Raw genomic sequence first — 25,170 nt, forward strand, 5'->3', positions numbered from 1 at the left:
CCCGGGGATCCGTCTGCGCGGCGTTACTTCTCGAGCGTCGCGGCGCGGATGATGCCCGTGATGCCGAACACGATGAGCGCGGCGCCGATGAAGATCCACAGCCAGATCGCCGTCATGAGCGGCGAGATGATGACGAAGACGCCGGCGATGATGCTGATGATCGCGAACGCGATCGTCCAGCCCTTGTGCGCCTTCTCGCCGCCGGGCCACGCGCTCTGCGCGCTGCTGAGCGTCGTGAGCGAGACGATGCCGTCCACGATCCACGCGATGCCGAGGAACGTCGTGAAGATGACGGCGAGGATGAGGGTCGTCGAGCCGAGGTTGCCGAACGCCAGGATGCCGGCGGCGAGGAACACGAGGCCGAGCACGATGAGGCCCGCGCGCGTCCAACCCGGCGTGCCCTTCACGAAGATGCCGCTGCCGAGGTTCAGCAGCCCGCCGATGATCGCGTAGACGGCGAGGAGGATCGTGACGGCCTCGGCCGACTTCATGGGCCACACGAGCACCGCGATGCCGAACAGCAGGGAGAGGATGGCCCCGACGAGGATGATGGCGCGCAGGCTGCGGCGCACGCTGAACTCGGGACGAACATCGGTGGACATGCGGCCTCCTAGGCGCGAGTGATGCGGACATCGCCGACACTACCGCGGCCGCGCTCCCACCAATATCCCGCGGGCCGCGCGCCGCCGGGGACGGCCACGCCTGGCGAAACGCGATACATCGTGTTTTAATGGCTCCGAACGAGATATATCTCGATCGGATCCGCCGTAGCGGGGAACAGGGGAGCAGGCGATGGCCGAAGAGAAATGGATCATTCAGCCGGGCGAGACGCGCGTCATCGACGTCGCGGGCGTGACGCGCCTGAAGGCGGCGCTCGTGGGCGGGCAGATCGACATCGTCGGGCACGACGAGGAGCACACGCGCATCGAGGTGCACGGCGTGGCGGCGAAGGAGCTGCGCATCGAGATGTCGGGCGCCGAGCTCGAGATCGACCACCCCCAGCTGCGCTGGGACAACTTCCTCACGACGTTCGGGCGCCTCGGCGCGTCCGGCCCGCGCGCCGAGATCAGCGTCGCGGTGCCCCGGGCCGTCGCGCTCTCGCTCGGCGTCGTGTCCGCGTCCGCCCTCGTGGCGGGGCTCGCGGCGGGCGCGACGATCAACACGGTCTCGGGCGACGTGCTCGTGGACGGCCTGGTGGGGGACCTCCACACGCACGCGGTCTCGGCCGACATCCAGGTGCGTGGCCTTTCGGGGGCGTTCTCCACCGACATGGTCTCGGGCGACGTCGCGGTCGCCGGCGCCGTGACGACGGCCGACGTCAACACGGTCTCCGGCTCCGTGCTCCTCGACGCCGAGGGGGAGCTGCGCGAGGCACAGGTGAACTCCGTGTCCGGATCCACGACGATCCGGCTCGACGACGACTACCCCGCGGCGTACACCGTGCACACGCTCAGCGGGCGGGTGCAGGTCGACGGGTCGTCGCGGTCCCGCAACTACGCGGGCCGCGCGGGCGTGCTCTCGGGCATGTTCGCCGACGTGCGGGTCAACTCCGTCGGCGGCGACGTCTCGGTGCTGCGTCGCGGAGGCGGCGCGCCGCCCGAGCCGGTCGACACCGAGGTGGAGTGGCCGAACCAGGCGGGGGAGCGCGCGTGATGGCGGCCGTGTTCAGCCACGGTGATCTGCGCCTGTACCTGCTGGCCCTCCTCGAGGAGCGCCCCCTGCACGGGTACGGCATCATGCAGGCGCTGTCGGAGCGCACGGGCGGCACCTACACCCCCAGCGCGGGCACGATCTATCCGCGGCTCGCGAAGCTCGAGGAGGAGGGGCTCGTCACGAAGACGCAGGACGGCCGGACGGCCGTCTACGCCATCACCGACGCGGGCCGTGCCGAGGTGAGCGGCCGCGCGGAGGAGATCGCGGGGATCCAGGACGGGCTCTCCGACTCGGTGCGGATCATCGCCGACGGCGTGCGGCAGAACGTGCGCGAGGCGATGAAGAGCCTCCGCGCGGAGCTCGCGGCGGCCGGCGCGGCGCCCGCGGACGACGAGCCCCCGGCGGCGGATCCCCGCGGCGCCGCGCGCGCCCAGCAGGCGCGGGCGGAGGCGGCGCTGTCCACCTTCCGCGCCACCCTCCGCGCGGACCTGCGCACGCACGTCGCCCGCGGCGGGGCGCTCGCCCCTGAGCTCGTCGACGCGCTCCAGCGTGATCTCGACGGGGTCGTCGCCCGGGCCCGCGCCGCGCTCGGCCGCTGAGCGCCCCACGCGGGGGCGTAGGATCGAGGGGAGATGACGACCCCGACCCTGCGCCCCTGGCTGCGGATCGCCGTCTGGGTCGTCGGGTGCGTCGCGTACCTCGCCGCCATCATGTCGCGGACGTCCCTGTCCGCGACCGGCGCGATCGCGAGCGACCGGTTCGACCTGACGAGCGACAACCTCGCGACCTTCGGGATCCTGCAGCTCCTCGTCTACGCGGGCGTGCAGATCCCCGTCGGCATGCTGATCGACCGGCTGGGCGCGCGCGCCGTGCTCCTGTCCGGCCTCGTGATCGTCGCGGGCAGCCAGCTCCTCATCGGCTTCGGCGAGACGTTCGCGGCGCTGCTCGTCGCTCGCGCGTTCGCGGGGCTCGGCGACGCCATGATCTTCCCGTCGGCGGTGCGGCTCACGGCCGTGTCCCTTCGCCCCGCGTGGATCTCGACCGGCACGCAGATGATCGGTGTCGTCGGAAACTTCGGCATGGTCGTCACGGCCACGCCCCTCGTGTGGCTCGTGGCGGCGGCCAGCTGGCCCGCCGGCTACGCCGTCATGGCGGCCTTCACCGGAGTGGTCGCGCTGGCGGCGGGGGCCATCCTCGCCCTGATGGGGCGCGATCCCTCCCGCACGGCGAACGGCGAGAGCCTCGGATCCGTCGTCCGCGGCACGGGCGAGGCCCTGCGCGAGCCCGGGACCTGGCTGGCCTTCACAACCCACCTCATCACGAGCGCCGCGTTCACGGCGTTCGTCGTGACGTGGGGGCCGCTCTTCCTGGAGCACGGGGCGGGGCTCGACGCCGGCGGCGTCGGCGCCTACCTGCTCGTCATCCCGCTCGTGGGGATGGTCGCCGGCCCTGTGTTCGGCCGCGCGACCGCGGGGCGCCCGCGGCTGCGGCGCGCGATCATCGCGGGATCCGTGGTGTTCCAGATCGTGGCGTGGACGATCGCGCTGACCTGGCCGGTGCCGACGCCGCTGCTCGTGCTGGGGATCCTCGCGGTCGCCACCGCGCTCGGCGGCCCCGCGTCGCTGATCGCCTTCGACCTCTCGCGGCACTACGTCCCCGGCCACCTCGCCGCGCGCGCGAACGGCGTGGTGAACAGCGGCGGATTCACCGGCGCGCTCCTCATCATCTGGCTCACGGGCGCCATGCTCACGGCGCAGGGCGCGGTGACGCCCGACGACTACACGATGGCGCTCTTCCGCGTCGCCTACCTGCCGATGCTCGCGATGCTCGCGGTCGGCCTCGTCGTCTTCCTCGTCCTGAGCGCGCGGATCCGCCGCTCCCGCACGTAGGTATCGCGGGCCCGATGGGCGGGCGATACGCCCCACAAACGCGACGCGCGCCGTAGGCGAGGCCTACGGCGCGCAAAGCGAGAACAACGGTGGTCAGACCCTCGCGGGCTCGTCGTCCTCGTCTTCGTCCTGGTACATGTCGGCCCAGCGGTCGACGTACTGGTCGTCGTTGTTATGCGTGAGCTCGCGCTCCAGCGCCGAATAGTCCACGGTGGGACTGAACGACTTCAACTCGCGAGCGAGTTTGGTGTGCTTCGCCTTCTGACGGCCACGCCCCATAACGCGTCGACCCCCTTCAACGTCGATCTGCGGGCGATTGCTCGAACCCTGTGCAGATACAGCTTTCATGGCACCGGTAAATACCCCGGAAAGAGTAGGGTCTAGGATACCACGGGGCCTGAACCGCGGGCTCCACAGGCAGGAGGTACGCGCTCATGTCCGACCCCCAGAACGGCGTCCCCACGCCCGTCGAGGCCCCGCGCGGGGCCGTGATCGCAGCGATCATTCCGGATCAGAGCCCGCGCGTCGTCACGGAGGCGGCGCGCTACGCGAAGCTCCAGGGCGTGCCGCTCGTGATTGCCCACGTCGACGTCACGCGCTTCGTGACCTACGAGGATCCGGACGGCGTGCCGCACACGGCGCCCATCGATATCAACGTCGACGCCGGCGCCGAGGAGCTCGCGGCCGTGACCGAGCAGGTCGCCCGCCACCTGGAGGGATCCGGGGTCGAGTGGTCGACGACGCAGCTCGTCGGCGACCCCGCGCTCGCGCTCAAGCACTTCGCGCAGAAGATCGACGCGCCGCTGATCGTGCTCGGCACGCGCAAGCGCGGCTTCGGCGAGTCGCTTCGCGAGTTCTTCACGGGATCCGTCGCCGCGCGCCTGTCGCACCGCCAGCACCGCCCGCTGCTCGTCGTTCCGGTCGAGGAGCCGGTCGCCGACGACAAGGACATCTGGGAAGAGGACTGAGCGCCGCGCGCCCCGCGATCGACGGGGTCCAGCTCCCCCTCGTCATCGCGGGCGGCGCGCTCGGCGCGCTCGCGCGGCACCTCGTGTTGCTGCCGAGCGGCGGCTCCCTCCTCGTCCTCGTGGCGATCAACATCGGCGGATCCGCCCTCCTCGGCCTCGCGACCGGGGCTCTGGGCGGCCGCGGCCGGTGGCGCGCCTTCTGCGGGACGGGCGTGCTCGGCGGGTTCACGTCGTACAGCGCGCTGGCCCCGTTCCTGGGCGCGCTGCCGCTCGCGGGCGCCTGGTCCGTCGCGGCGTACGCGGGGCTCGCGCTCGCCTCGCTCGCGGCGGTCGGCGCGGCCCTCGGCGGGCTCGCGGCGGGGTCCGCGTGGGCGCGCGGGAGGAGGGCGTGATGCTCGCGCTGGCGATCGCGGCGGCGGGCGGCCTCGGCGCCGGCCTGCGCTGGGCCGCCGACGTCGCGCTCTGGCGCTGGCGGGCCGGCGGGTTTCCCTGGCCGATCTTTCTCGTGAACGTGTGCGGATCCCTCGCCCTCGCCTTCCTCGCGGGCGCCGCGGGGCGCCTGATCGCGCCCGACGCCCTGGCGATCGTCGGCACGGGCCTGCTGGGAGGGCTCACGACCTTCAGCACGGTCTCCGTCGACGCGGCCCAGATGTGGCGACAGCGGCGGTATCGGGCCGCCCTGGGGAACGCGCTGGGCACGCTCGCCGCCTGCGGCCTGGCGGGGGCGGTCGGCTTCGCCGCCGGCGCCGCGCTCCTCTGGGCGAGAACCGGGGGATAACCCGCTGGCGCGACGCGCGCGCTGTGGAACACTGGGTGAGCTGGATACATCCGTGTATCGGATCCGTGTCCGGCGTCATCCGCGCCGCCGCACCCCCGGGGATCCCTCTGTGTCGAATCTTGCCGTTCTCAGCCTGAAGAACCGCGCCCTCATCGCGCTGATCACGATCTGCGCCGCCATCTTTGGTGGCGTCTCCCTCACGAGCCTCAAGCAGGAGCTGATCCCCGCGGTCGAGCTCCCGGCGCTCGTCGTGACCGCCGCGTACCCGGGCGCCTCGCCGGACGTCGTCGAGGCCGACGTCGCCACGCCGATCGAGGAGGCGATCCAGGCGGTGCCCGGGCTCGACTCGACGAGCGCGACGAGCTCGACGAACATGGCGGTCGTCCAGGCGATGTTCGACTACGGCACCGACATGGCGACCGCCGAGCAGAAGATGCAGCAGGCCATCAGCCGCATCTCGGGACAGCTGCCGGCCGACGTGGATCCGCAGGTCGTGGCGATCTCGCTCGACGAGCTCCCCGTCATCCAGGTGGCCGTGTCGGGCTTCGACGACCAGGCGACCGTCGAGGATCAGCTCGACGCGATCGCGATCCCCGCGATCGAGGACGTGGACGGCGTGAGCTCGGCGTCGGTCGTTGGCGCGACGGGCGAGCGCGTGACGATCACCCCGGACGCCGAGGCGCTGCAGGCCGCGGGACTCACGCGGCAGGCGATCACGGACGCTCTGGAACAGAACGGCACGCTCTTCCCCGGCGGCGAGATTACCGAGAACGGCGAGACGCTCACGGTCCAGACCGGCGTGAAGCTGACCTCGCTCGACGACCTGCGCGCCCTGCCGCTCATCTCGAGCGCGGAGCCGCAGGTGGATCCGCTCACGGGCGCCGTCACGGCCCCGGAGGCCTACACGCTCGACGACGTCGCGTCGGTCGAGCGCGAGGACGACCCCGTGTCCTCGATCTCGCGGGTGGACGGCGAGGACGCCATCACGATCTCCGTGACGAAGCTGCCGGACGGCAACACCGTCGAGGTGTCGGACGGCGTGCTCGCGGCGCTCGACGAGCTCGGCGACCAGATTCCGGGCGCGGAGTTCACGGTCGTCTTCGACCAGGCGCCGTTCATCACGCAGTCGATCGAGACGCTCGCCGTCGAGGGCGTGCTCGGGCTCGTCTTCGCGGTCCTCGTGATCCTCGTCTTCCTCCTGTCGATCCGCTCGACGCTCGTGACGGCGATCTCGATCCCCACGAGCGTGTTGATCGCGTTCGTCGGGATGCAGGCCTTCGGGTACTCGCTCAACATGCTGACCCTCGGCGCGCTGACGATCTCGATCGGCCGCGTCGTCGACGACTCGATCGTCGTGATCGAAAACATCAAGCGACATTACGTCGAGGGCGCGGATAAGGGAGACGCGATCCGGCTCGCCGTGCGCGAGGTCGCGGGCGCGATCACGGCGTCGACGGTCACCACGGTCGCCGTCTTCCTCCCGATCGCGTTCGTCGGCGACATGGTCGGAGAACTCTTCCGCCCGTTCGCCATGACGGTCACGATCGCCATGCTCGCATCGCTGCTCGTCGCGCTGACGATCGTCCCGGTGCTCGCGTACTGGTTCATGCGGCCGGGGAAGCCGCTGCTCGACGACAACGGCGAGCGCATCGACCCGGAGCACCCGGACGCGCCCCCGTCGCGCCTGCAGAAGGCCTACGCGCCGATCCTGTCGTGGACGATGAAGCACTCGTGGGTCACGCTCGGGCTCGCCGTCGTCGTCATGGTGGCGACGGTCGCGATGGCGCCGCTCATGAAGATCAACTTCCTCGGCGACTCGGGCCAGAACTCGTTCACGATCACGCAGGACGTCGGCGACACGGCGAGCCTCGAGACCCAGGACGAGGCGGCGCGCCAGGTCGAGGACGCGATCGCGGGCATCGACGGCATCGAGAGCGTGCAGGTGACGATCGGATCCAGCGGCAACTCGCTCATGGCGATGTCCGCGGGCGGCGCGGGTATCACCTATTCGGTCATGACGAACGAGGACGCCGACCAGGCGGCCGTGCAGGCCGACGTCGAGGAGGTCCTCGACGGGCTGGACGGCGCGGGCGAGCTCTCCGTGCAGGCGGCCGAGTCGATGGGCACGTCGAGCGACATCACGGTGCAGGTCGAGGCCGCGAACGACGACGACCTGCGCGCGGCGACCGACGCGCTCGTCGCGGAGCTGGACGGGCGCGACGGCCTCGGGGCCATCTCGAACAACCTGTCGGCGTCGATGCCGTACCTCGCCGTCGAGGTGGACCGCGAGGCCGCTGCGGAGCGGGGGCTCACGGAGGCCGCGGTCGGCGCGATCGTGAACGGCGCCATGCAGTCACAGGAGGCCGGATCCGTCGAGATCGACAACGCCTCCCTCACGATCTACGTCTCGCGCGAGGATCCGCCCGCCACGGCGCGGGAGCTCCGCGAGCTCGAGATCCCGACCGCGACCGGCGTCGTCGAGCTGCAGGACATCGCGACGGTCGAGGAGGCGACGAGCCCGTCGTCCATCACGACGGTCGGCGGCCTGCGCACCGCCACGATCACGATCCCGCCGGCCAGCGACGACCTCAGCGCCGCGACGGTCTCGGTGCAGGCGGCGCTCGATGCGGTCGAGCTGCCGGACGGCGCCACGGCGTCGATCGGGGGCGTGGCGGAGGACCAGGCGGACGCGTTCGCGCAGCTCGGGCTCGCGATGCTCGCCGCGATCCTCATCATCTACATCGTGATGGTCGCGACGTTCAAGTCGCTCCGGCAGCCGCTGCTGCTGCTCGTGTCGGTGCCGTTCGCGGCGACGGGCGCGATCCTCCTCCAGGTGATCACGGGCGTCCCGCTGGGCGTCGCGAGCCTCATCGGCGTGCTGATGCTCATCGGCATCGTCGTGACGAACGCGATCGTGCTCGTCGACCTCGTGAACCAGTACCGGTCGCATCACGGCCTCTCGGCGCGCGACGCGACGCTGGCGGGATCCTCGATGCGTCTGCGCCCGATCCTCATGACGGCGCTCGCGACGATCTTCGCGCTGACGCCCATGGCGCTCGGGATCACGGGCCACTCGGGCTTCATCTCGCAGCCCCTCGCGATCGTCGTGATCGGCGGCCTCGTGTCGTCGACCTTCCTGACGCTCATCGTGCTCCCGACGCTCTACAACCTCGTCGAGGGCGCGAAGGAGCGGCGGGCCGCCCGCCGCGCGCCGCGGGACGCGGAGTCGGCCGGCGCTGCCGCCGCGACGATCGACGCCCCGGTCTACCGCTCGCGGCGCGCGCACCGGGAGGACTGAGCGCCGCCCAGCGCGGCCCCGGTCCCCTTCCGCGAAGGGGGCCGGGGCCGTCTGGCGTCCGCGGGGCCTGTACCCGGCCCACGGTCGGGCGCTTCCCAGGTGCGCGCGATACTCTGTCCTGTCGGCTCTGGGATGCCGCGTCGTATGCGCGGGTGTGTGTTGTGTCCTAAATGGCCGCAATGACACCTATGGAAGGTGCGTACTTTCGCATGCCCAAGAACAAGAAGCCCGCGGGCGGACGCCCCGCGCAGAACTTCGACCCCCGCTACGCCAAGAAGTCCGGCGGCCCGTTCCGCGGGAACGACCACCGCGACGGCGGCCCCGGCCGCAAGCCCCGCTGGTCGCGCGACGACCGTGACGCCCGCTCGGGCGAGGGTCGCGGATCCGGCGAGCGCCGCTTCGACCGCGACGAGCGCCCGCGTCGTTTCGAGGACCGCGGCGACCGCGGCCCGCGCCGCGACGACCGCCGTTCGGAGAACCGCGGATCCGGCGAGCGCCGCTTTGATCGGGACGACCGTCCGCGTCGTTTCGAGGACCGCGGCGACCGTGGCCCGCGTCGCGATGACCGTCGTTTCGAGGACCGGGGTCGCCGGTTCGATCGGGACGACCGTCCGCGTCGGTTCGAGGACCGCGGGGACCGTGGCCCGCGCCGCGACGACCGGGACGACCGTCCGCGTCGCTTCGAGGACCGGGGTGACCGCGGCCCGCGTCGCGACGACCGTCGTTTCGAGGACCGGGGTCGCCGGTTCGATCGGGACGACCGTCCGCGTCGGTTCGAGGACCGCGGGGACCGTGGCCCGCGCCGCGACGACCGGGACGACCGTCCGCGTCGGTTCGAGGACCGGGGTGACCGCGGCCCGCGTCGCGACGACCGTCGTTTCGAGGACCGGGGTCGCCGGTTCGACCGCGACGACCGCCCGCGCCGCTCCGACGACCGCGGCCCGCGCCGCGAGAACGCTGGCGAGCGCGCCTGGCAGGACCGCCGCGAGGAGCAGCGCCCGCAGCGCTCGGCGCAGCAGGAGCAGCACATCGACGTCGTGCACGAGCGCCTGACGGCCGAGGCCGTCGCGGCCGAGGTCACGGAGGGCCAGTCGTTCGGCGACCTGGGCCTCGGCGACAACATCGTGCGCGCGCTCGCCGAGCTCGGCGCCCCGTCGCCGTTCCCGATCCAGGCCGCCACGATCGCCCCGATCATCGCGGGCAAGGACGTCCTGGCCCGCGGCCGTACCGGCTCGGGCAAGACGATCGCCTTCGGCGCCCCGCTCGTCGAGTCGATCCTCCGCGGCCGCGTGGGCAAGACCCGCGCGTACGGTCGCGCGCCCCAGGCGCTCATCCTCGCCCCGACGCGCGAGCTCGCGCTGCAGATCGACCGGACCATCCAGCCGATCGCGCGCAGCGTGGGCCTGTTCACGACCCAGGTCTACGGCGGCGTGCCGCAGGCGAAGCAGGTGGGCGCGCTGAAGAAGGGCGTCGACATTGTCATCGGGACCCCGGGGCGCATCGAGGACCTGCAGAACCAGGGCAAGCTCGACCTCAGCGAGGTGCGCATCGCCGTCCTCGACGAGGCCGACCACATGTGCGAGCTCGGCTTCCTCGAGCCCGTGCAGCGGATCCTGCGCCTCACGCAGGCCGAAGGCCAGAAGCTCCTGTTCAGCGCGACGCTGGACCGCGAGGTCTCGGCGCTCGTCGACGAGTTCCTCAAGGACCCGCAGGTCTACGAGGTCGCGGGCGAGGACCAGGATTCGGGCACGATCGACCACCAGGTGCTCGTCGTCGACCAGCGCCGCAAGCGCGATGTCATCGAGCAGCTCGTCGACCGCGACGGCCGCACGATCGTCTTCACGCGCACCCGCGCCTTCGCCGACCAGCTCGTCGAGCAGCTCGAGGACTCGGACATCCGGGCCATCGCGCTGCACGGCGACCTGAACCAGGCTAAGCGCACGCGCAATATCGAGCGCTTCTCGCAGGGGCGGATCCGCGTGCTCGTCGCGACGGACGTCGCCGCGCGCGGCATCCACGTCGACGACGTCGACCTCGTCGTGCAGGCCGACGCGCCGGACGAGTACAAGACGTACCTGCACCGCTCGGGCCGCACGGGCCGCGCGGGCCGCGAGGGCCGCGTCGTGACGCTCATCCCGCGCAACCGCCGCCGCCGGATGAACGAGCTGCTGGACCGCGCCGAGATCGAGGCGCCGTTCCGCGACGCCGAGCCCGGCGACGCCGTGATCGACGAGATCGCGGGCGCTCAGCTCGTCTGAGCGACGCGAGCACGAGGGGCCGCCGGGTGATCCGGCGGCCCTTCGTCGTCTGCGCAAGAATGGGCGGGAGGAACCGAGGAGGATTTCCATGTCACACGCCCCCGTCGACCCCACGGGTCAGCAGGTCCGGCTCGCGCGCGGCGAGGTCACCGCGCACATCGCCCAGGTCGGGGCCGCGCTGCGCGGGCTCACCGTGCGCGGCACCGGAATCGTCGCGCCGTACCCCGAGGGGCACATCCCCCCGATGTCCTCCGGCACCACGCTCGTGCCGTGGCCGAACCGGATCCGCGACGGCCGGTGGTCGATGACCGACCCGCACGGGCGGGAGTACGACGAGCAGGTTCCCGTGTCCGAGCCCGCGCGCGGGACGGCCCTCCACGGGCTCCTGCGCCACACCCCGTACGTCGTCGCCGAGGACGGCGAGAGCGCGACGCTGACGGCCGCCGTCGTCCCGCAGGACGGCTATCCGTTCGCCGTCGAGACGGTCGTGCGATACGCGCTGACCGACGACGGGATCCGCGTCACCTACGCGCTGACGAACGTCGGCGCGGACGCGGCTCCCGTGGCGGTCGGCACGCACCCGTTCTTCCAGATCGAGGGCGTGCCCGGCGCCGACCTCACTCTCACGCTGCCGGCGGAAACGTGGTTCGACGTGGACGAGCGCCTGCTGCCCCTCGAGGAGCGCGCGATCACGACGAAGAAGGACCTGCGCGGCGGCGCTCGGCTCGGCGACGTCGATCTCGACCGCGCGTACGGATCCCTCGCGCGCGACGAGCACGGGCTCGCCGGCACGACGCTGCGGGCCCCGGACGGGCGGACCGTGACGATCTGGCAGGACGAGGCGTTCGGGTACGTGCAGCTGTTCACGACGGACGCCTACCCGGGCCAGGACCGCACGGTCGCCGTCGAGCCGATGACGGCGCCGCCGGACGCGTTCAACAGCGGCGAGGGCGTGCGCTGGCTCGAGCCGGGCGAACGGTGGGAGCTGTCCTGGGGCGTGGCGTATTCGGGGTGAGGGCTCCCGCGCGGGCGACAATGGATCCATGACCCCGCCCCTCCCGCCGTCGCGTGACGCGGCGCGTCGCGAGCGCGTGACGCGGCGCCGCCGTCGCACGGTGGCGACGGCCGCGGCCTGCCTCTCCGCGGCGGCCATGCTGCTCGCGGGGGTTGGCATCTTCGCGGGAGCCGGCGAGGATCCGTCCTACGCCGCGGAGGCGCCGACCGCGGAGGCATCCTCCACGCCGAGCGCGTCGCCCCGCCCGACCTCCGCGGCGACGACCGAGCCGGCCGCGCCCGCGTTTTGCACGGACGACGTCACCGAGGCCGCGAACGCCGGCGTCGCCGACGCGCTGGCGGAGGCGGCGGGCGGCGCGGAGGCACTCCGCGAGGCGCTCGTCGACGGCGACGCGAGCGACTGCGTCGACCTGGCCGATCCCACCGCTCAGTGGGCGCTCGTGAATAAGCGGCAGAGCGTGGATCCGATCGACTACGCGCCGAGCGTCGTCGTGCCCGCCACCTACAGCCCCGTGGGCGGCCAGCTCGTTCCGGACGCCGCCGGGGCGCTCGACGCCCTCGCGCAGGGCGCCCGCGACGCGGGCGCGGGCGAGATCGCCCTCTCGAGCGGGTATCGCTCGTACGACGACCAGGCCACGGCGTACCAGTCGCAGGTCGACGCCCTCGGGGCGGAGGAGGCCGACCTGACCTCCGCGCGACCGGGGTACAGCGAGCATCAGCTGGGGCTCGCCGCCGACGTCGTCGCCTGCGACGCCGCCGGGTGCGGCACGATCTACGACTTCGGCGGCACCGCTCAGGGCGCCTGGGTCCAGGAGAACGCGTGGCGCTACGGGTGGATCACCCGCTATGTCGGCGAGGGCACCTCGGAGACCGGGTACGAGCCCGAGCCCTGGCACCTCCGTTACGTCGGTACCGCCCTCGCGGAGGCCTACGTCGAGGGCGGCTACGCGACGTGGGAGGACTTTCTCGGCGCCCCCGCCGCGGCCGACTACGAGTGACGCCTTAAAGGACGGCCCCGACGACGAAGCACGCGGCCGTGGCCGCGAGCGCGGCGAGGACGAACGCGGTGTCGCGCCGGCGCCAGGGCGCCCGGTGTCGCTCGGTGCGCGTGGCGTGCGCGCCGAACGCGCGGGCGTCCATCGCGAGGGCCACGCGCTCGGCGTGACGGATCCCGCCCGCGAGGAGCGGAACGAGGAGCCGGGGCGCGGCGAGCGGACCCGCGCCGCGCGTGCCGCGGACCCGGTGCGCCTGGCGGATCACGCCGAGATCGTCCCGGAACCGCGGCACGAACCGCAGCGCGGCGAGGGCCGCGTATCCGACGCGATAGGGGATCCGGGCCCCCGCCACGAGGGCCCGGACGGTGTCCGTGCCGTCCGTGGTCAGCCCCGGCACGAGCGCGAGGCCGAGGAGGGCCGCGAGGCGCAGCCCCGTCGCGATGCCGGAGGCGGGGTCGCCCCACGCGCCGAGGCCGACGGCGAGGATCCCGCCGACCGCGGGGAGCGCCACCCCGAGCCACAGCGCGAGGCGGCGCGAGGGCCGGGTGCCGGCGAGCAGGGTCGCGTAGACGAGCGCGAGGACGAGCGCCGGGGTCAGCGGATCCCGCACGAACACGAGGCCCGCCATGGCGGGCACGACCCCCGCAAACTTCGCGAGGGGGTGCAGCCGCGACAGGGGGCCGGCGAGCGGCGCGGGCGGCGGATCCGCCTCGCGCGGCACGGGGGAGACCTCGATGACGTGCGTGGCCCGTTCCGCCACGAGCCGCGGGTCGTGCGTGACGACGACGATCGTCGTGCCCGCCCGGCGCAGCTCCTCCACGAGGTCGAGGAGCGCGTCGGCGCGCGCGCCGTCCTGCCCGTACAGCGGCTCGTCGAGCACGAGCAGCCCGCCCGGCGCCATCCCGACGAGCGCGGTCGCGACCGAGAGCCGCCGCTTCTGGCCGCCCGACAGGTGGAACGGGTGGCGGTCCGCCAGCTCCGCGAGGCCGAGGCGGCTGAGGATCCGGTCGACCTCGGCCTCGCGCTCGGCGGGCGGGAGCCCCGACCCGCGGAGCCCGACCTCCAGCTCTGCGCGCACCGTGTGGGCGACGAACTGGTGCTCGGGGTTCTGGAACACGAAGCGCACGCGGTCCCGCGCGCGTCGCGCGACCGCCCCGTCGACGAGGACGGCGCCCGAAGCCGGCGCGATCAGGCCGGCGATCGCCTGCGCCAGCGTCGTCTTGCCGGAGCCGTTGGGGCCGACGATGGCGGTGAAGGATCCGCGGGGCACCCGCGCGCTGAGGCCGCGGATCGCGTCCTGCCCGCCGCGGCGGAGCGTGACGTCGTCCACGACGACGAGGTCGCCGGCCGGCCGAGGCCCTGCGGGGCGCGCGTGCCGGGGAGGGCGGATCCCGAGCGCGGCCAGCGCGGCACCGCGCTCGGCGAGCAGGCTCGCGGGCGGGCCGTCGAGCGCGACGGACCCGTCGTGGTCGAGCACGACGAGGCGGGTCGCGAGCGGCAGGGCGACGTCGAGGTCGTGCTCGATGAGGAGGACCGCGCGCTCGCCGCCGGCCGCGGCGTCCGCGAGCGCCCGGGCGACCTCGGCCGTGCCCTCCGGGTCCAGCATCGCGGTGGGCTCGTCGGCGAGGAGGACGGCCGGATCCGTCGCGAGCGCGCACGCGATCGCCAGGCGCTGGCGCCCGCCGCCGGAGAGCGCCTGCGGGTCGTCGCCGCGGCGCTCCCACAGACCCGCTGCGCGCAGCGCGCGCTCGGCGCGCGCCGCGATCTCATCCGCGGGGACGAGGAGGTTCTCGAGGGCGAACGCCACCTCGTCGAGGACGGTCGCGGTCACGACCTGCGCGTCCGGGTCCTGGAAGATCACGCCGACGCTCGCGGACAGTGCCGCGGGGGCGGCGCGGCGCGCGTCGACGCCGGCGACCGTCGCCTCGCCCGAGACCTCGGCGCCGTCCTCGTGCGAGAGGAGGCCCGCGATCGCGCGCGCCAGGGTGGACTTGCCGGATCCGCTCGGCCCCGCCAGGAGCACGACCTCGCCGGCGCAGATCTCGAGCGTGACGTCGCGCAGCGCGGGGCGCGCGGATCCGTCGTGCGTCACGCCGAGCCCGCGGAGCGAGACGAGCGGATCCGTCACGGCGCGGCGCGGCGCGGCCGGACGCCGGCCCTCTCGAGCGCGCGCCCGACCGCGAGGCCGACGAAGGTCCACGCGATGGGCCCGGCCACCGACAGCGCGACGTAGGCGACCTGCGCCCAGAGGGGCAGGCGGGCGAGATCGGCCGCGAGCCAGACGACGAGCGCGACGAGCGCCCCGATCGCGGTGGCGGACAGGAGGTACCGCCACCACCCCCAGGCGCGGTAGCGGAACAGGGCCGCGACGAGCTCCTGGATCCCGCCGAACAGGAGGGCCGTGCCCAGGAACTGCGGGGCGTACACGGGCGCGAGGGCGCAGCCGACGAGGGCCGCGAAGAGGTGCGTGAGGAGGGCGACCCACGGCGCGCGCAGGAGCTCCTGCGCGATGATCCCGGGCAGGACGTGCACCCCGAGGAGGAAGCCGTAGACGAATGGCGCGGCCGCGAGCACGGGGATCGTGAGCCAGCCCTCGATGGCGCCGAGGAGCCCGGTCGCAACGGCGACGGCGGCGCAGACGAGCAGGACGCGCGTCGAGAGAAGTAAGGGTCGGCTCACTCCTCGAGCCTACGGCGTCGCGGGCCGGTGGCGGATCCGCGCCGAATGGGGGAATGCTGGGGATCGCCGCCCGCCGACTCTCCACAGGCCGACGGATCGGCGGCGGCCGCTCGTAGGCTGGGAGCATGACGTTCTCCCCGCCGTACGACGACGCCCCCGACGACGGCTGGCTCCCCCCGGAGGAACCCCCGGAGGACGCATACGCCGAGTACGCCGGCGGCCCGATCGAGTGGGCGGATCCGTTCGCCGGCGGCGCCGCGCCCGCGACCCCCTCCGCGCCCGCGCCTGCCGCGGCGCGTCCGGCGCGTTATGCGACGCCGCTCGAGGCGCTCCGCACCGTCTATGGGTTCGACGATTTTCGGGGGGATCAGGCCGAGATCGTCGATCACGTCACGGGCGGCGGCGACGCGATCGTCCTCATGCCGACGGGCGGCGGCAAGAGCGTCTGCTATCAGGTCCCGGCGCTCGTGCGGGAGGGGACGGGCCTCGTCGTCTCGCCGCTCATCGCGCTCATGCACGATCAGGTCGAGGCGCTGCGCGCGAACGGCGTGCGCGCCGAGTACCTCAACTCGACGCAGGCCCCGGCCGAGCGCCAGGCGGTCGAGCGCGCCTACGTCGCGGGCGAGCTCGATCTGCTCTACGTCGCGCCCGAGCGCCTCAGCGCGCCCGCGACGCGGGACCTGCTCGCGCGGGGCACGCTCAGCGTCATCGCGATCGACGAGGCGCACTGCGTCAGCCAGTGGGGGCACGATTTCCGGCCCGACTACCTCGCCCTCGGAGACCTCGGATCCGCCTTCCCCGGCGTGCCGCGCGTCGCGCTCACCGCGACGGCGACGCGCGAGACGCATGCCGAGATCACCGAGCGGCTGCACCTGGGCAAGGCGCGGCACTTCGTCGCGAGCTTCGACCGTCCCAACATCCAGTACCGCATCGAGGCGAAGACCGACGCCCGGCGCCAGCTGCTGCAGTTCGTGCGATCGCAGCCGGAGGGATCCGCGGGGATCGTCTACGCGCTGAGCCGCAAATCCGTCGAGCAGACCGCGACCTATCTCCGGGGGCAGGGCATCGACGCCGTGCCGTACCACGCGGGGCTCGACGCCGAGACACGGGCCGCCCACCAGGCGCGCTTCCTGCGGGAGGATGGCGTGGTCGTTGTCGCGACGATCGCCTTCGGCATGGGAATCGACAAGCCCGACGTGCGGTTCGTCGCGCACATCGACCTGCCGAAGTCGGTCGAGGGGTATTACCAGGAGACCGGGCGCGCGGGCCGTGACGGCGAGCCGAGCGTCGCGTGGATGGCATACGGGCTCGGCGACGTCGTGCAGCAGCGGCGCATGATCACGCAGGGCGACGGCGACCGGGCGCGCCAGCAGCGCCAGCAGCAGCACCTCGACGCAATGCTCGCGCTGTGCGAGACGGTCTCGTGCCGCCGGCAGAACCTGTTGAACTACTTCGGTCAGCCGTCGGATCCGTGCGGCAACTGCGACACGTGCCTCGAGCCGCCGGAGACCTGGGACGGCCTGGTCGCCGCGCAGAAGCTCATGTCCACGATCGTGCGCCTTCAGCGCGAGCGCGGGCAGTCCTTCGGTGCGGGGCACCTCGTCGACATCCTCCGCGGGGCCGAGAACGAGCGGATCCGCCGGTTCCGCCATGATCAGCTGTCGACCTACGGGCTCGGATCCGACCTGTCGGACCAGGACTGGCGCAGCGTGATCCGGCAGCTCCTCGCCCGCGGGCTTCTCATGCCGCAGGGGGAATACAACACGCTCGGCCTCACGGACGCGTCCGGCGGGGTGCTGCGCGGCGACACTCCTGTGCCGCTGCGCCGCGACGTGATCGGGCGCCGTGCGCGGCCGGAACGCGCGCGGAAGGCGTCTGCGGCCGACGACCTCGATCCGGCGGCGCGGAGCCTCTTCGAGCGGCTCCGCGAGTGGCGCGCGGCCGAGGCGCGCGAGCAGGGCGTGCCCGCCTACATTGTGTTCGGCGACGCGACGCTCCGCGCGCTCGCGGAGCACCGTCCCGCCACGACCGCGCAACTCGACGCGATCAGCGGCATCGGCGCCAAGAAGCGCGACGCGTACGGCGACAAGGTCCTCGCCGTCCTCGCAACCGATATGTGACCATTTCGTTATTCCCTTCGGGTCAAATTCACCCTTGACACCACCCGTATATCGGCCAGGCTGGTAATTGCGTGGGTTCACGCTGGGCGCAACCTGGGAAGTAGTGCCTGTCGAGAACCGCGAACCCGAGGTCCAACTCGCCTCGGTCCGCAGTTGTACGTAGGCAAGGGGAATACGTTGCGTACCCAAAAGACAGGCTGGCTCTCGCGCGGTGACGCGCGATGGCTCACGAAGAGAAGACTCGGCGCGGGCGCCGTGGTCACGACAGCAGCCGTGGTCGGCGCCGCCCTCGGCGGCGTCCCGGCGACGGCGGCCGAGACGGACGATTCCGAGGCCCTCGGCCAGGTCATCGCGTCCGAGCTGCTCGGCGGCGAGTTGCTCGACGCGTCTCAGGCGCTCGCGGGGAACCCCAGCGCGCCCGGACCCGTCGAGACGCCGCTGAACCTGGGGCTCCTCGACATCGCGGACATCGACCTGGGCGGCGGGCTCGTGCTCCCGCTCGTGAGCGAGCCCGGCGGCGGAGGGCTCCTGGAACTCGGGAACGCGGGTGCGCTGAGCGCCTACGCGTCGGCGCCGTCGGGCACGACCTCGACCGCGAGCGGCGGAGTTCTGGGCGCGGACGGCGGCATTGGCCTCGACCCGGAGAACCCCGGCGCGTTCGAGAACTCGACGATCGAGCTCACGAACCTGTTTGACCAGCTTGGGCTGAGCTTCGTCACCGACGGCGTGATCGACGCCGCGGCGCTGGAGCTCGGCGCGACCGCGTCGACGGCCACCGCGACCGGCAACGGCGGGTCCGTCGACGTCACGTCGGAGTACGTCCTCGCGGGCGCGGGAATCGAGCTGTCGAGCCCGCTGCTCGGGGGCCTCGCGACGGCCCTGGACGAGACGATCGCGGGCGTCGGGACCACCCTTGACGAGGCGCTCGGCTCCGAGGGCGCCATCGGCTCGCTCCTGGGAGACTTCGACCTCGGCGTCGACCTCGGGGTTGCCGCGGTGGAGATCGGGACCGGCACGATCGGCGTCGATGGGCTTGACACGGCGCTCGGCGACCTCGCCGACACCATCATCGCGGAGCCGCTCGTCGACTCCAACGGCATCGTGTCGATCGATCTGACGGCCGGGACGATCTCCGTGGATGTCGCGGCAGCGACCGCGTCGGGATCGCTGAACGGGCTCGCGCCCAACACGCTCCTGCTGGACGACGTGACGATCAACAACATCGTCCAGGCGATCAGCGAGGCGCTGGGCTCCCTCACCGCGAAGGTGCAGGACGGCGTCACGGACGTCGTCAACAACACCAGCGTGACGATCGAGCTCGATGCATCTATCTCCGCGTTCGGAATCGGCGTGACAAACGGCGGAGTCACGGTGTCGACGACCCTGGGATACCTGCTCGGAACGTCCGACGAGGAGCCGGTGATCGATAGCGATCTCTCGATACTCGGTATTATCAATGTCGGCGCCGTCATCGAGGGTATTGCGGAGCCGCTGGTCGATGCGTTGAACGCCCTGCTGAGCCCGGTCGTCGAAACGGTCTTCACCTCGATCCTCTCCGGCCTCGGGACCACGGTCCCGGCGCTCACGGCGCCGATCGTGACGGCGCTGTCGCCGGTCCTCGAGGCGGTCAACGAGGTCGCCGAGGTGACGATCAACGAGCAGCCGACGCCGGGCTACCTGGGCGATGAGTCGTTCACGGTGAACGCCTTGTCCGTCGAGGTACTGCCCTCGCTGGGCGTCGCCAACATCGACCTCGGCTCGTCCACGGTGCGTGCGGCGGCCGCGGTGTATGACACGGCGATCACGCTCGACCCCACCTCGGTGGAGCAGGGCGGATCGACGCTCGTCACGGGGAGCGGCTTCGCCCCCGGCGAGACGGTGACGATCACGGTGGACGGCGAGACGGTCGCCACCGATGTGGTCGTCGCCGACGACGGCACCTTCGAGTTCACCTACGACGTTCCGGCCGACACCGAGCCGGGAGACGTTGTGGTCGAAGCCACGGGAGACGTCTCGCTGACGCCCGCCGAGGCCACGCTCACGATCGAGCAGGTGTGGGACACCGCGCTGACGCTCGACCCCGAGACGGTCGCGCTGGGCGAGTCCACGACGGCCACCGGTTCCGGGTTTGAGCCGGGCGAGACGGTGACGATCACGGTCGACGGCGACGTTGTCGCGGACGACGTCGTGGTCGGCGACGATGGCACCTTCACGTTCCTGTACGAGGTCCCGGGCGACGCGCCGACGGGGATCGCCGAGGTCGTCGCGACCGGTGCGGTGTCCCAGACGCCCGCCGCGGCGGACCTCACGGTCACCGAGGTCTCGTATGAGACGTCCATCACGGTCGACCCCGACACGGTGCTGCAGGGCGAGACCACGCAGGTCACCGGTTCCGGCTTCGCGCCGGGCGAGACGGTGACTCTCACGGTCGATGGCGTCGAGGTCTGGACGGTTCCCGCTGACGAGACCGGCGGGTTCACGTTCGACTACGCGGTCCCGGAGGACGCTACGCCGGGCACGTTCGACGTTGTCGCCACGGGCGAGGCGTCGCAGACCCCCGCCACGGACCAGCTCACGATCGAGCAGGTCTGGGACACGGCGATTGTCGCGGATCCGGACACGGTGGATCAGGGTGGTTCGACGACGATCACGGGTTCGGGCTTTGAGCCGGACGAGACGGTGACGATCACGGTCGACGGTGTCGAGGTCGGGACGGCAACGGTCCAGGACGACGGCACGTTCGAGTTCGTCTACGACGTTCCGGAGGACGCCGAGCCGGGCACGTTCGATGTTGTCGCCACGGGTGACGTGTCGAACACGCCGGCCACGGATGAGCTCACGATCGAGCAGGTGTGGGACACCGCGCTGACGCTTACGCCGAGCACGGTGGAGCAGGGCGAGGGCACGATCGTCTCGGGCTCCGGCTTCGAGCCGGGCGAGACGGTCACGCTCACGGCCGGCGGCGATGTGATCGCCTCCGACATCCTCGTCGCGGAAAACGGGACATTCACCTTCGCGTACGAGGTGCCGCTCGAGACGCCGGTCGGCGACCTCGTGTTCGAGGCCACGGGCGACGTGTCGCAGACGCCCGCCGACGCGACGCTCGCGGTCACCGCGGCCACCTGGGACACGGCGATCGTCGTGGACCCGGACTCGGTCCCGCAGGGCGGATCCACGGTGGTCACCGGGTCGGGCTTCGAGCCCGGCGAGACGGTGACGCTCGTCGTGGAGAACTCCGGTGGCGCGGTCGAGGGCACGCTCGGAACGGCCCTCGTCGGGGACGACGGAGCGTTCACCTTCGACGTCGACGTTCCGACGGAAGCCGAGCCGGGTGACTACGTCATCGTGGCCACGGGCGACGTGTCGGATACCCCCGCGGAGGATGGCCTCACGGTCACCGCGGTGGTCTATGACACGTCCATCACGGTCGACCCGAGCACGGTCGCCCAGGGTGAGACGACGACGGTCACGGGTACCGGCTTCGCGCCGGGCGAGTCCGTGACGATCGAGGTCGACGGCGTTGTCGTGGCGACCGACGTGCTCGTCGGAGACGACGGAACGTTCACGTTCGACTACCTCGTCCCGGAGGACGCGCCGACCGGTGAGGTCGTCGTCGAGGCCACGGGCGACGTGTCGAACAACACCGCCGAGGACACGCTCACGATTGAGGCGGCTTCGGAGGCGGATGCGGATGCAGATCTGAACGCGGCTGCGGCGGCGTCGGCCTCGGCGTCGGCGAACGCGGATGACGACTCGAACGCGTCGGCGCAGGTCGCGGCTCAGGCTGCGGCGCTCGCGGATGCGACGTCGACGGCGTCGGCTGCGGCGGACGTGACGGCGGCTGCGGCGGCTGAGGCTGCGGCGACGGCGGATGCGTCGAGCGACTCGTCCTCGGATGTCACGAGCGAGGCGTCGGCGTCGGCTCAGGCCGCGTCGGAGGCTGCTGCTCTGGCGGACGCGACGACGTCGGCAACGGCGGAGTCTTCGTCGGCGGCGGACGCGAACACGGCGGCTTCGGCTGACGCGGCGTCCGAGTCGGCGGCGACGGCGGACTCGACGGCCACGGCCTCGGAGGATGCCTCGGCTGACGCGGCTTCGGAGGCGGATGCGGATGCAGATCTGAACGCGGCTGCGGCGGCGTCGGCCTCGGCGTCGGCGAACGCGGATGACGACTCGAACGCGTCGGCGCAGGTCGCGGCTCAGGCTGCGGCGCTCGCGGATGCGACGTCGACGGCGTCGGCTGCGGCGGACGTGACGGCGGCTGCGGCGGCTGAGGCTGCGGCGACGGCGGATGCGTCGAGCGACTCGTCCTCGGATGTCACGAGCGAGGCGTCGGCGTCGGCTCAGGCCGCGTCGGAGGCTGCTGCTCTGGCGGACGCGACGACGTCGGCAACGGCGGAGTCTTCGTCGGCGGCGGACGCGAACACGGCGGCTTCGGCTGACGCGGCGTCCGAGTCGGCGGCGACGGCGGACTCGACGGCCACGGCCTCGGAGGATGCCTCGGCTGACGCGGCTTCGGAGGCGGACGCGGCGAGCGCCGCGGACGCGGAGGTCAACGCGAACGCGTCGGCGTCGGCTTCGGCCTCGGCGACGGCGGACGACGACTCGAACGCATCGGCGCAGGTGGCGGCTCAGGCCGCCGCGCTCGCAGACGCCTCGACGACGGCGTCGGCCGCGGCGGATGCCACGGCTGCGGCTGCGGCTCAGGCGGCGGCCACGGCTGACGCGTCGAGCGACTCGTCGGTGGACGCCACGAGCGAGGCGAACGCCTCGGCGCAGGTGGCGGCCCAGGCTGCGGCGCTCGCGGACGCGACGTCGACCACGAACGCGGATGCGTCGACGGCTGCGGAGGCCAACGCCTCGGCGGCGGCGGCTGCCGCGTCGACGGCCGACTCCTCGACGGAGGCCTCGGCTGAGGCGGCCGCGGAGGCCGACGCCAACGCCGACAGCGACAGCACGGCGGACGCGACGGCTGATGTCGAGGCGGATGCGTCGAGCGAGGCTGACGCCACGGCTGATGTCGACGCCGACGCCTCCAGCGAGGCCGACGCATCGAGCACCTCCGATAGCGACAGCGACTCCGCCGCGGACGCCGATGGCGGAAGCGACGGCGGGCTGACGATCGAGCTCGAGCACCCGACCCGCACCGCGGGGCAGCAGCAGATCGCCTACGGCGGTGGCTTCGCCCCCGGCGAGGAGGTCACGGGCACGATGTACTCGGTGCCGACCGACCTGGGCGTCCAGATCGCGGATGAGAACGGTGAGGTCGTCTTCACCTGGACCATCGCGGACGACGACCCCCTGGGCGAGCACGAGGTCGAGCTTGTCGGCGCGACGTCCGGTTCCGTTTCCGCTACGTTCGAGGTGGTCGCCGCGGCGACCGCCGGATCCGGCGATGACGGACTGCTGGCGACGGGCGGTGACCTGACCGGAATCGTCCTGCCGGTCGCTGTCCTCATGCTCCTGGCCGGCGGCACGCTGTTCGCGGTGACTCGTCGACGCAAGGACCTTGTGCACAGCGAGTGAGTAAGACCAGCAAGAGCCGTGAGGCGGCTCGTGGCGGCTCGGGGACTCCCCGGGCCGCCACGGCCGTGTCCGGCCAGACGATGTTCCGCACGCGCCGGTGGTGGATCCGCGCGATCGCGATTCTCGCGACGCTCTTCACCGCCTGGCACGTGTTCGCCTCGTTCCTGTGGATCGCGCCCTGGGCGCCGCTCCGCGAGGTCGTGCCGACGAAGGTGCTCTCGGGCTACATGATCCCGATGTTTGGCCAGTCGTGGAGCGTGTTCGCGCCCGAGCCGATCAACGGCGACTACCGCTTCGAGGTCCGCGCGCTCGTCGACGGCGAGGCGACCGAATGGGTCAGCGCCTCCGACGTCGAGCTGACGATGATCCAGTACCACCTCTTCACGCCCCGCGCGGGGATCCAGGCGATGGACGTGTCGAGCCAGTTCCGCGGCGCGTGGGCCGACCTCGATGAGGACCAGCGCGAGGTCGCGGAACTCAACTACTTCAAGGCCGACTGGGAACAGCGCATGGGAGAGGCGATGAAGGCGTACGGCGAGGATCCGCTCCTCGTCGACGACTACGTCGCCCAGGAGCACCGCGCCACCGCGTACGCGACGCAGGTCGCCCTCGCCATCTGGGGCGACGACGTCGAGCAGGTGCAGTTCCAGGCCACGCGGCAGAACGTCATCCCCTTCGCCGAGCGCCACGAGCCCGACGCCGAGCGGCCGGGGATCCAGTACTCGCCGACGGGCTGGCGCGGCCTCGTCGTCAACGAGGGCCAGTCGGAGGAGAACTTCGCCGACGTCTTCCGGGCGGCCTACGAGCGGATGGAGCAGTAATGAGCCGGGCCACACAGGCCGCGAGCGGCGCGGCCCGGCGGGCGGGCGAAATTGCCCGCGCCACCCCGCGCGCGATCGGGCGGCTCGTCCGCGAGGCGCTCGAGACGGTGTGGGGCGCGATCGTGCGCACCGTCGCGGTCCTCGAGGCCTGGCTGCTCGACTCCAAGAAGTCGCTCTACGGCATCGCGGTCACGCGCATGGTGCTCGGCCTCACGGGTATCGGGCTGCTCCTGACGAACTTCTCCACGCGCCTGTACACCTTCGGATCCGGATCCGCGTGGAACGGCGAGGCGGCTGAACCCGTCAGCGACTTCCCGAAGATATGGATCTTCAGCCTTTTCGACTCGGTGCGGCTCGACGACGGCGCCTTCACGGTGCTCTACCTCGCACTGCTCGCCCTCGCGGTCCTCGTGACGCTCGGATGGCGCATCAAGATCGTCCTGCCGGTCTACCTCATCATGTGGGTCAGCTTCATCGAGATGACCGACGCGGTCGGCGATCAGGGCGACAACATGTACCGGATCGTCCTCCTCATCCTCCTGTTCGCGGATCCCGCCGCGCGGTGGTCGCTCGACGCCCGGCGGCGCCAGCGCGGGGGCGACAAGACGGTGCTCCCGCGCGAGATCAGCACGCTGCTTCACAACCTCGCCCTCGTGGCCATGGCGACGCAGGTGTTCTTTGTCTACGTCTCGGGCGGCCTCTACAAGGCGGGCGGATCCCCGTGGTCCGGCGGCTACGCCGTCTACAACCCGCTCATGACCGAGCGATTCGGCACGTGGCCGGCGCTGAGCGAACTCATCGTGGCGTGGGGGCCGGCCGTGACGATCGCGAGCTGGGGATCGATCCTGCTGCAGATCGCGTTCCCGTTCCTCCTCCTCGCGCGCCCGACCCGCATCATCGGCCTCATCGGCATCATGAGCTTCCACATCGGCATCGGCGTGCTCATGGGGTTGCCGTGGTTCTCGCTCGCGATGATCGGCATCGACTTCATCTTCATTCGCGACCGTACGTGGCGGCACGTCGCCGACCGGGTGCGCGCCAGCTACCGCTCACCCGAGCGATCCGACAATCCGGAGGGCGCCCAAGCCGCGACCTGATTGTCGGCCGCGCACAGGAAAACGGCGCAAAGCACGCGGATCCGCATAGATTTCGAGGCGAACCCCACCTCGAC

Annotated in this window: 18 protein-coding genes; 14 read left to right on the forward strand and 4 right to left on the reverse strand. The window is 72.2% G+C overall.

Annotated elements, in window-relative coordinates:
* Positions 1-23: 23 nt before the first annotated feature.
* On the reverse strand, positions 24-602 hold the full coding sequence (locus tag G8E01_RS03135) for an HdeD family acid-resistance protein (protein WP_166315739.1): 579 nt from the start codon (positions 600-602) through the stop codon (positions 24-26).
* Positions 603-792: 190 nt separating this feature from the next.
* Here G8E01_RS03135 and G8E01_RS03140 point away from each other — a divergent pair, with 190 nt between their 5' ends.
* The 3 genes from G8E01_RS03140 to G8E01_RS03150 are packed head-to-tail and all read left to right on the forward strand — an operon-like array spanning position 793 to position 3,542.
* Positions 793-1,653, forward strand: coding sequence for a DUF4097 family beta strand repeat-containing protein (locus tag G8E01_RS03140; protein WP_166315742.1), 861 nt, complete (start codon positions 793-795; stop codon positions 1,651-1,653).
* A complete protein-coding gene (locus G8E01_RS03145) occupies positions 1,653-2,252 on the forward strand; it encodes a PadR family transcriptional regulator (protein WP_166315745.1) in 600 nt (199 codons plus the stop codon). Before G8E01_RS03140 ends, G8E01_RS03145 begins: the two co-directional genes overlap by 1 nt.
* A gap of 33 nt (positions 2,253-2,285) precedes the next feature.
* Positions 2,286-3,542 carry an MFS transporter gene (locus tag G8E01_RS03150; RefSeq protein WP_166315748.1) on the forward strand — a complete coding sequence of 419 codons (1,257 nt, stop codon included), beginning with the start codon at positions 2,286-2,288 and terminating at the stop codon, positions 3,540-3,542.
* Positions 3,543-3,635: 93 nt separating this feature from the next.
* Here G8E01_RS03150 and G8E01_RS03155 read toward each other — a convergent pair whose 3' ends face one another.
* A complete protein-coding gene (locus tag G8E01_RS03155; protein ID WP_166315751.1) occupies positions 3,636-3,821 on the reverse strand; it encodes a DUF3073 domain-containing protein in 186 nt (61 codons plus the stop codon).
* A 155-nt stretch (positions 3,822-3,976) separates the two neighbouring features.
* On the opposite strand from G8E01_RS03155, the gene G8E01_RS03160 reads away from it, so the two are divergent.
* The 7 genes from G8E01_RS03160 to G8E01_RS03190 all read left to right on the forward strand — a co-directional run bounded on the left by G8E01_RS03160 (position 3,977) and on the right by G8E01_RS03190 (position 12,856).
* Positions 3,977-4,510: a universal stress protein gene (locus G8E01_RS03160; RefSeq protein WP_166315754.1), complete on the forward strand. Its 534-nt coding sequence runs from the start codon at positions 3,977-3,979 to the stop codon at positions 4,508-4,510.
* Between the two features lie 44 nt (positions 4,511-4,554).
* Complete coding sequence (locus G8E01_RS03165) at positions 4,555-4,902, forward strand: CrcB family protein (protein ID WP_338100804.1); 348 nt, start codon at positions 4,555-4,557, stop codon at positions 4,900-4,902.
* Positions 4,902-5,288, forward strand: coding sequence for a CrcB family protein (locus G8E01_RS03170; RefSeq protein ID WP_166315757.1), 387 nt, complete (start codon positions 4,902-4,904; stop codon positions 5,286-5,288). The genes G8E01_RS03165 and G8E01_RS03170 overlap by 1 nt, the downstream gene beginning before the upstream one ends.
* Positions 5,289-5,397: 109 nt before the next feature.
* The gene (locus G8E01_RS03175) at positions 5,398-8,586 is read left to right on the forward strand and encodes an efflux RND transporter permease subunit (protein WP_166315760.1); all 3,189 of its coding nucleotides are present in this window, start codon (positions 5,398-5,400) and stop codon (positions 8,584-8,586) included.
* Between the two features lie 209 nt (positions 8,587-8,795).
* Positions 8,796-10,844, forward strand: coding sequence for a DEAD/DEAH box helicase (locus tag G8E01_RS03180; RefSeq protein ID WP_166315763.1), 2,049 nt, complete (start codon positions 8,796-8,798; stop codon positions 10,842-10,844).
* A gap of 88 nt (positions 10,845-10,932) precedes the next feature.
* The gene (locus tag G8E01_RS03185) at positions 10,933-11,859 is read left to right on the forward strand and encodes an aldose 1-epimerase family protein (protein ID WP_166315766.1); all 927 of its coding nucleotides are present in this window, start codon (positions 10,933-10,935) and stop codon (positions 11,857-11,859) included.
* Between the two features lie 28 nt (positions 11,860-11,887).
* The gene (locus G8E01_RS03190; RefSeq protein ID WP_166315769.1) at positions 11,888-12,856 is read left to right on the forward strand and encodes a M15 family metallopeptidase; all 969 of its coding nucleotides are present in this window, start codon (positions 11,888-11,890) and stop codon (positions 12,854-12,856) included.
* Positions 12,857-12,860: 4 nt separating this feature from the next.
* Here the strand turns inward: G8E01_RS03190 and G8E01_RS03195 are convergent, their stop codons facing one another.
* Together G8E01_RS03195 and G8E01_RS03200 are read right to left on the reverse strand one after the other, a co-directional pair.
* On the reverse strand, positions 12,861-14,981 hold the full coding sequence (locus tag G8E01_RS03195) for an ATP-binding cassette domain-containing protein (RefSeq protein ID WP_166315772.1): 2,121 nt from the start codon (positions 14,979-14,981) through the stop codon (positions 12,861-12,863).
* Entirely contained in the window at positions 14,978-15,532 is a 555-nt protein-coding gene (locus tag G8E01_RS03200) for an ECF transporter S component (RefSeq protein ID WP_166315775.1), read from the reverse strand. Before G8E01_RS03200 ends, G8E01_RS03195 begins: the two co-directional genes overlap by 4 nt.
* Positions 15,533-15,657: 125 nt before the next feature.
* On the opposite strand from G8E01_RS03200, the gene recQ reads away from it, so the two are divergent.
* The 4 genes from recQ (at position 15,658) to G8E01_RS03220 (ending at position 25,096) form a co-directional block, all read left to right on the forward strand.
* A complete protein-coding gene (gene recQ, locus G8E01_RS03205; protein WP_166315778.1) occupies positions 15,658-17,652 on the forward strand; it encodes a DNA helicase RecQ in 1,995 nt (664 codons plus the stop codon).
* A 255-nt stretch (positions 17,653-17,907) separates the two neighbouring features.
* On the forward strand, positions 17,908-23,178 hold the full coding sequence (locus tag G8E01_RS12935) for a choice-of-anchor G family protein (RefSeq protein ID WP_166315781.1): 5,271 nt from the start codon (positions 17,908-17,910) through the stop codon (positions 23,176-23,178).
* Positions 23,175-23,999, forward strand: coding sequence for a DUF5819 family protein (locus G8E01_RS03215; protein ID WP_166315784.1), 825 nt, complete (start codon positions 23,175-23,177; stop codon positions 23,997-23,999). The genes G8E01_RS12935 and G8E01_RS03215 overlap by 4 nt, the downstream gene beginning before the upstream one ends.
* A complete protein-coding gene (locus G8E01_RS03220) occupies positions 23,999-25,096 on the forward strand; it encodes an HTTM domain-containing protein (protein WP_166315787.1) in 1,098 nt (365 codons plus the stop codon). The genes G8E01_RS03215 and G8E01_RS03220 overlap by 1 nt, the downstream gene beginning before the upstream one ends.
* Positions 25,097-25,170 lie beyond the last annotated feature (74 nt).

This window comes from Microbacterium excoecariae, assembly GCF_011326725.1.
Lineage (GTDB): Bacteria > Actinomycetota > Actinomycetes > Actinomycetales > Microbacteriaceae > Microbacterium > Microbacterium excoecariae.

Bases quoted from the DNA above. Each gene is read 5' to 3' on its own strand.
- G8E01_RS03135 (WP_166315739.1), bottom strand. From the start codon at position 602: ATGTCCACCGATGTTCGTCCCGAGTTCAGCGTGCGCCGCAGCCTGCGC.
- G8E01_RS03140 (WP_166315742.1), top strand. From the start codon at position 793: ATGGCCGAAGAGAAATGGATCATTCAGCCGGGCGAGACGCGCGTCATC.
- G8E01_RS03145 (WP_166315745.1), top strand. From the start codon at position 1,653: ATGGCGGCCGTGTTCAGCCACGGTGATCTGCGCCTGTACCTGCTGGCC.
- G8E01_RS03150 (WP_166315748.1), top strand. From the start codon at position 2,286: ATGACGACCCCGACCCTGCGCCCCTGGCTGCGGATCGCCGTCTGGGTC.
- G8E01_RS03155 (WP_166315751.1), bottom strand. From the start codon at position 3,821: ATGGGGCGTGGCCGTCAGAAGGCGAAGCACACCAAACTCGCTCGCGAG.
- G8E01_RS03160 (WP_166315754.1), top strand. From the start codon at position 3,977: ATGTCCGACCCCCAGAACGGCGTCCCCACGCCCGTCGAGGCCCCGCGC.
- G8E01_RS03170 (WP_166315757.1), top strand. From the start codon at position 4,902: ATGCTCGCGCTGGCGATCGCGGCGGCGGGCGGCCTCGGCGCCGGCCTG.
- G8E01_RS03180 (WP_166315763.1), top strand. From the start codon at position 8,796: ATGCCCAAGAACAAGAAGCCCGCGGGCGGACGCCCCGCGCAGAACTTC.
- G8E01_RS03185 (WP_166315766.1), top strand. From the start codon at position 10,933: ATGTCACACGCCCCCGTCGACCCCACGGGTCAGCAGGTCCGGCTCGCG.
- G8E01_RS03190 (WP_166315769.1), top strand. From the start codon at position 11,888: ATGACCCCGCCCCTCCCGCCGTCGCGTGACGCGGCGCGTCGCGAGCGC.
- recQ (WP_166315778.1), top strand. From the start codon at position 15,658: ATGACGTTCTCCCCGCCGTACGACGACGCCCCCGACGACGGCTGGCTC.
- G8E01_RS03220 (WP_166315787.1), top strand. From the start codon at position 23,999: ATGAGCCGGGCCACACAGGCCGCGAGCGGCGCGGCCCGGCGGGCGGGC.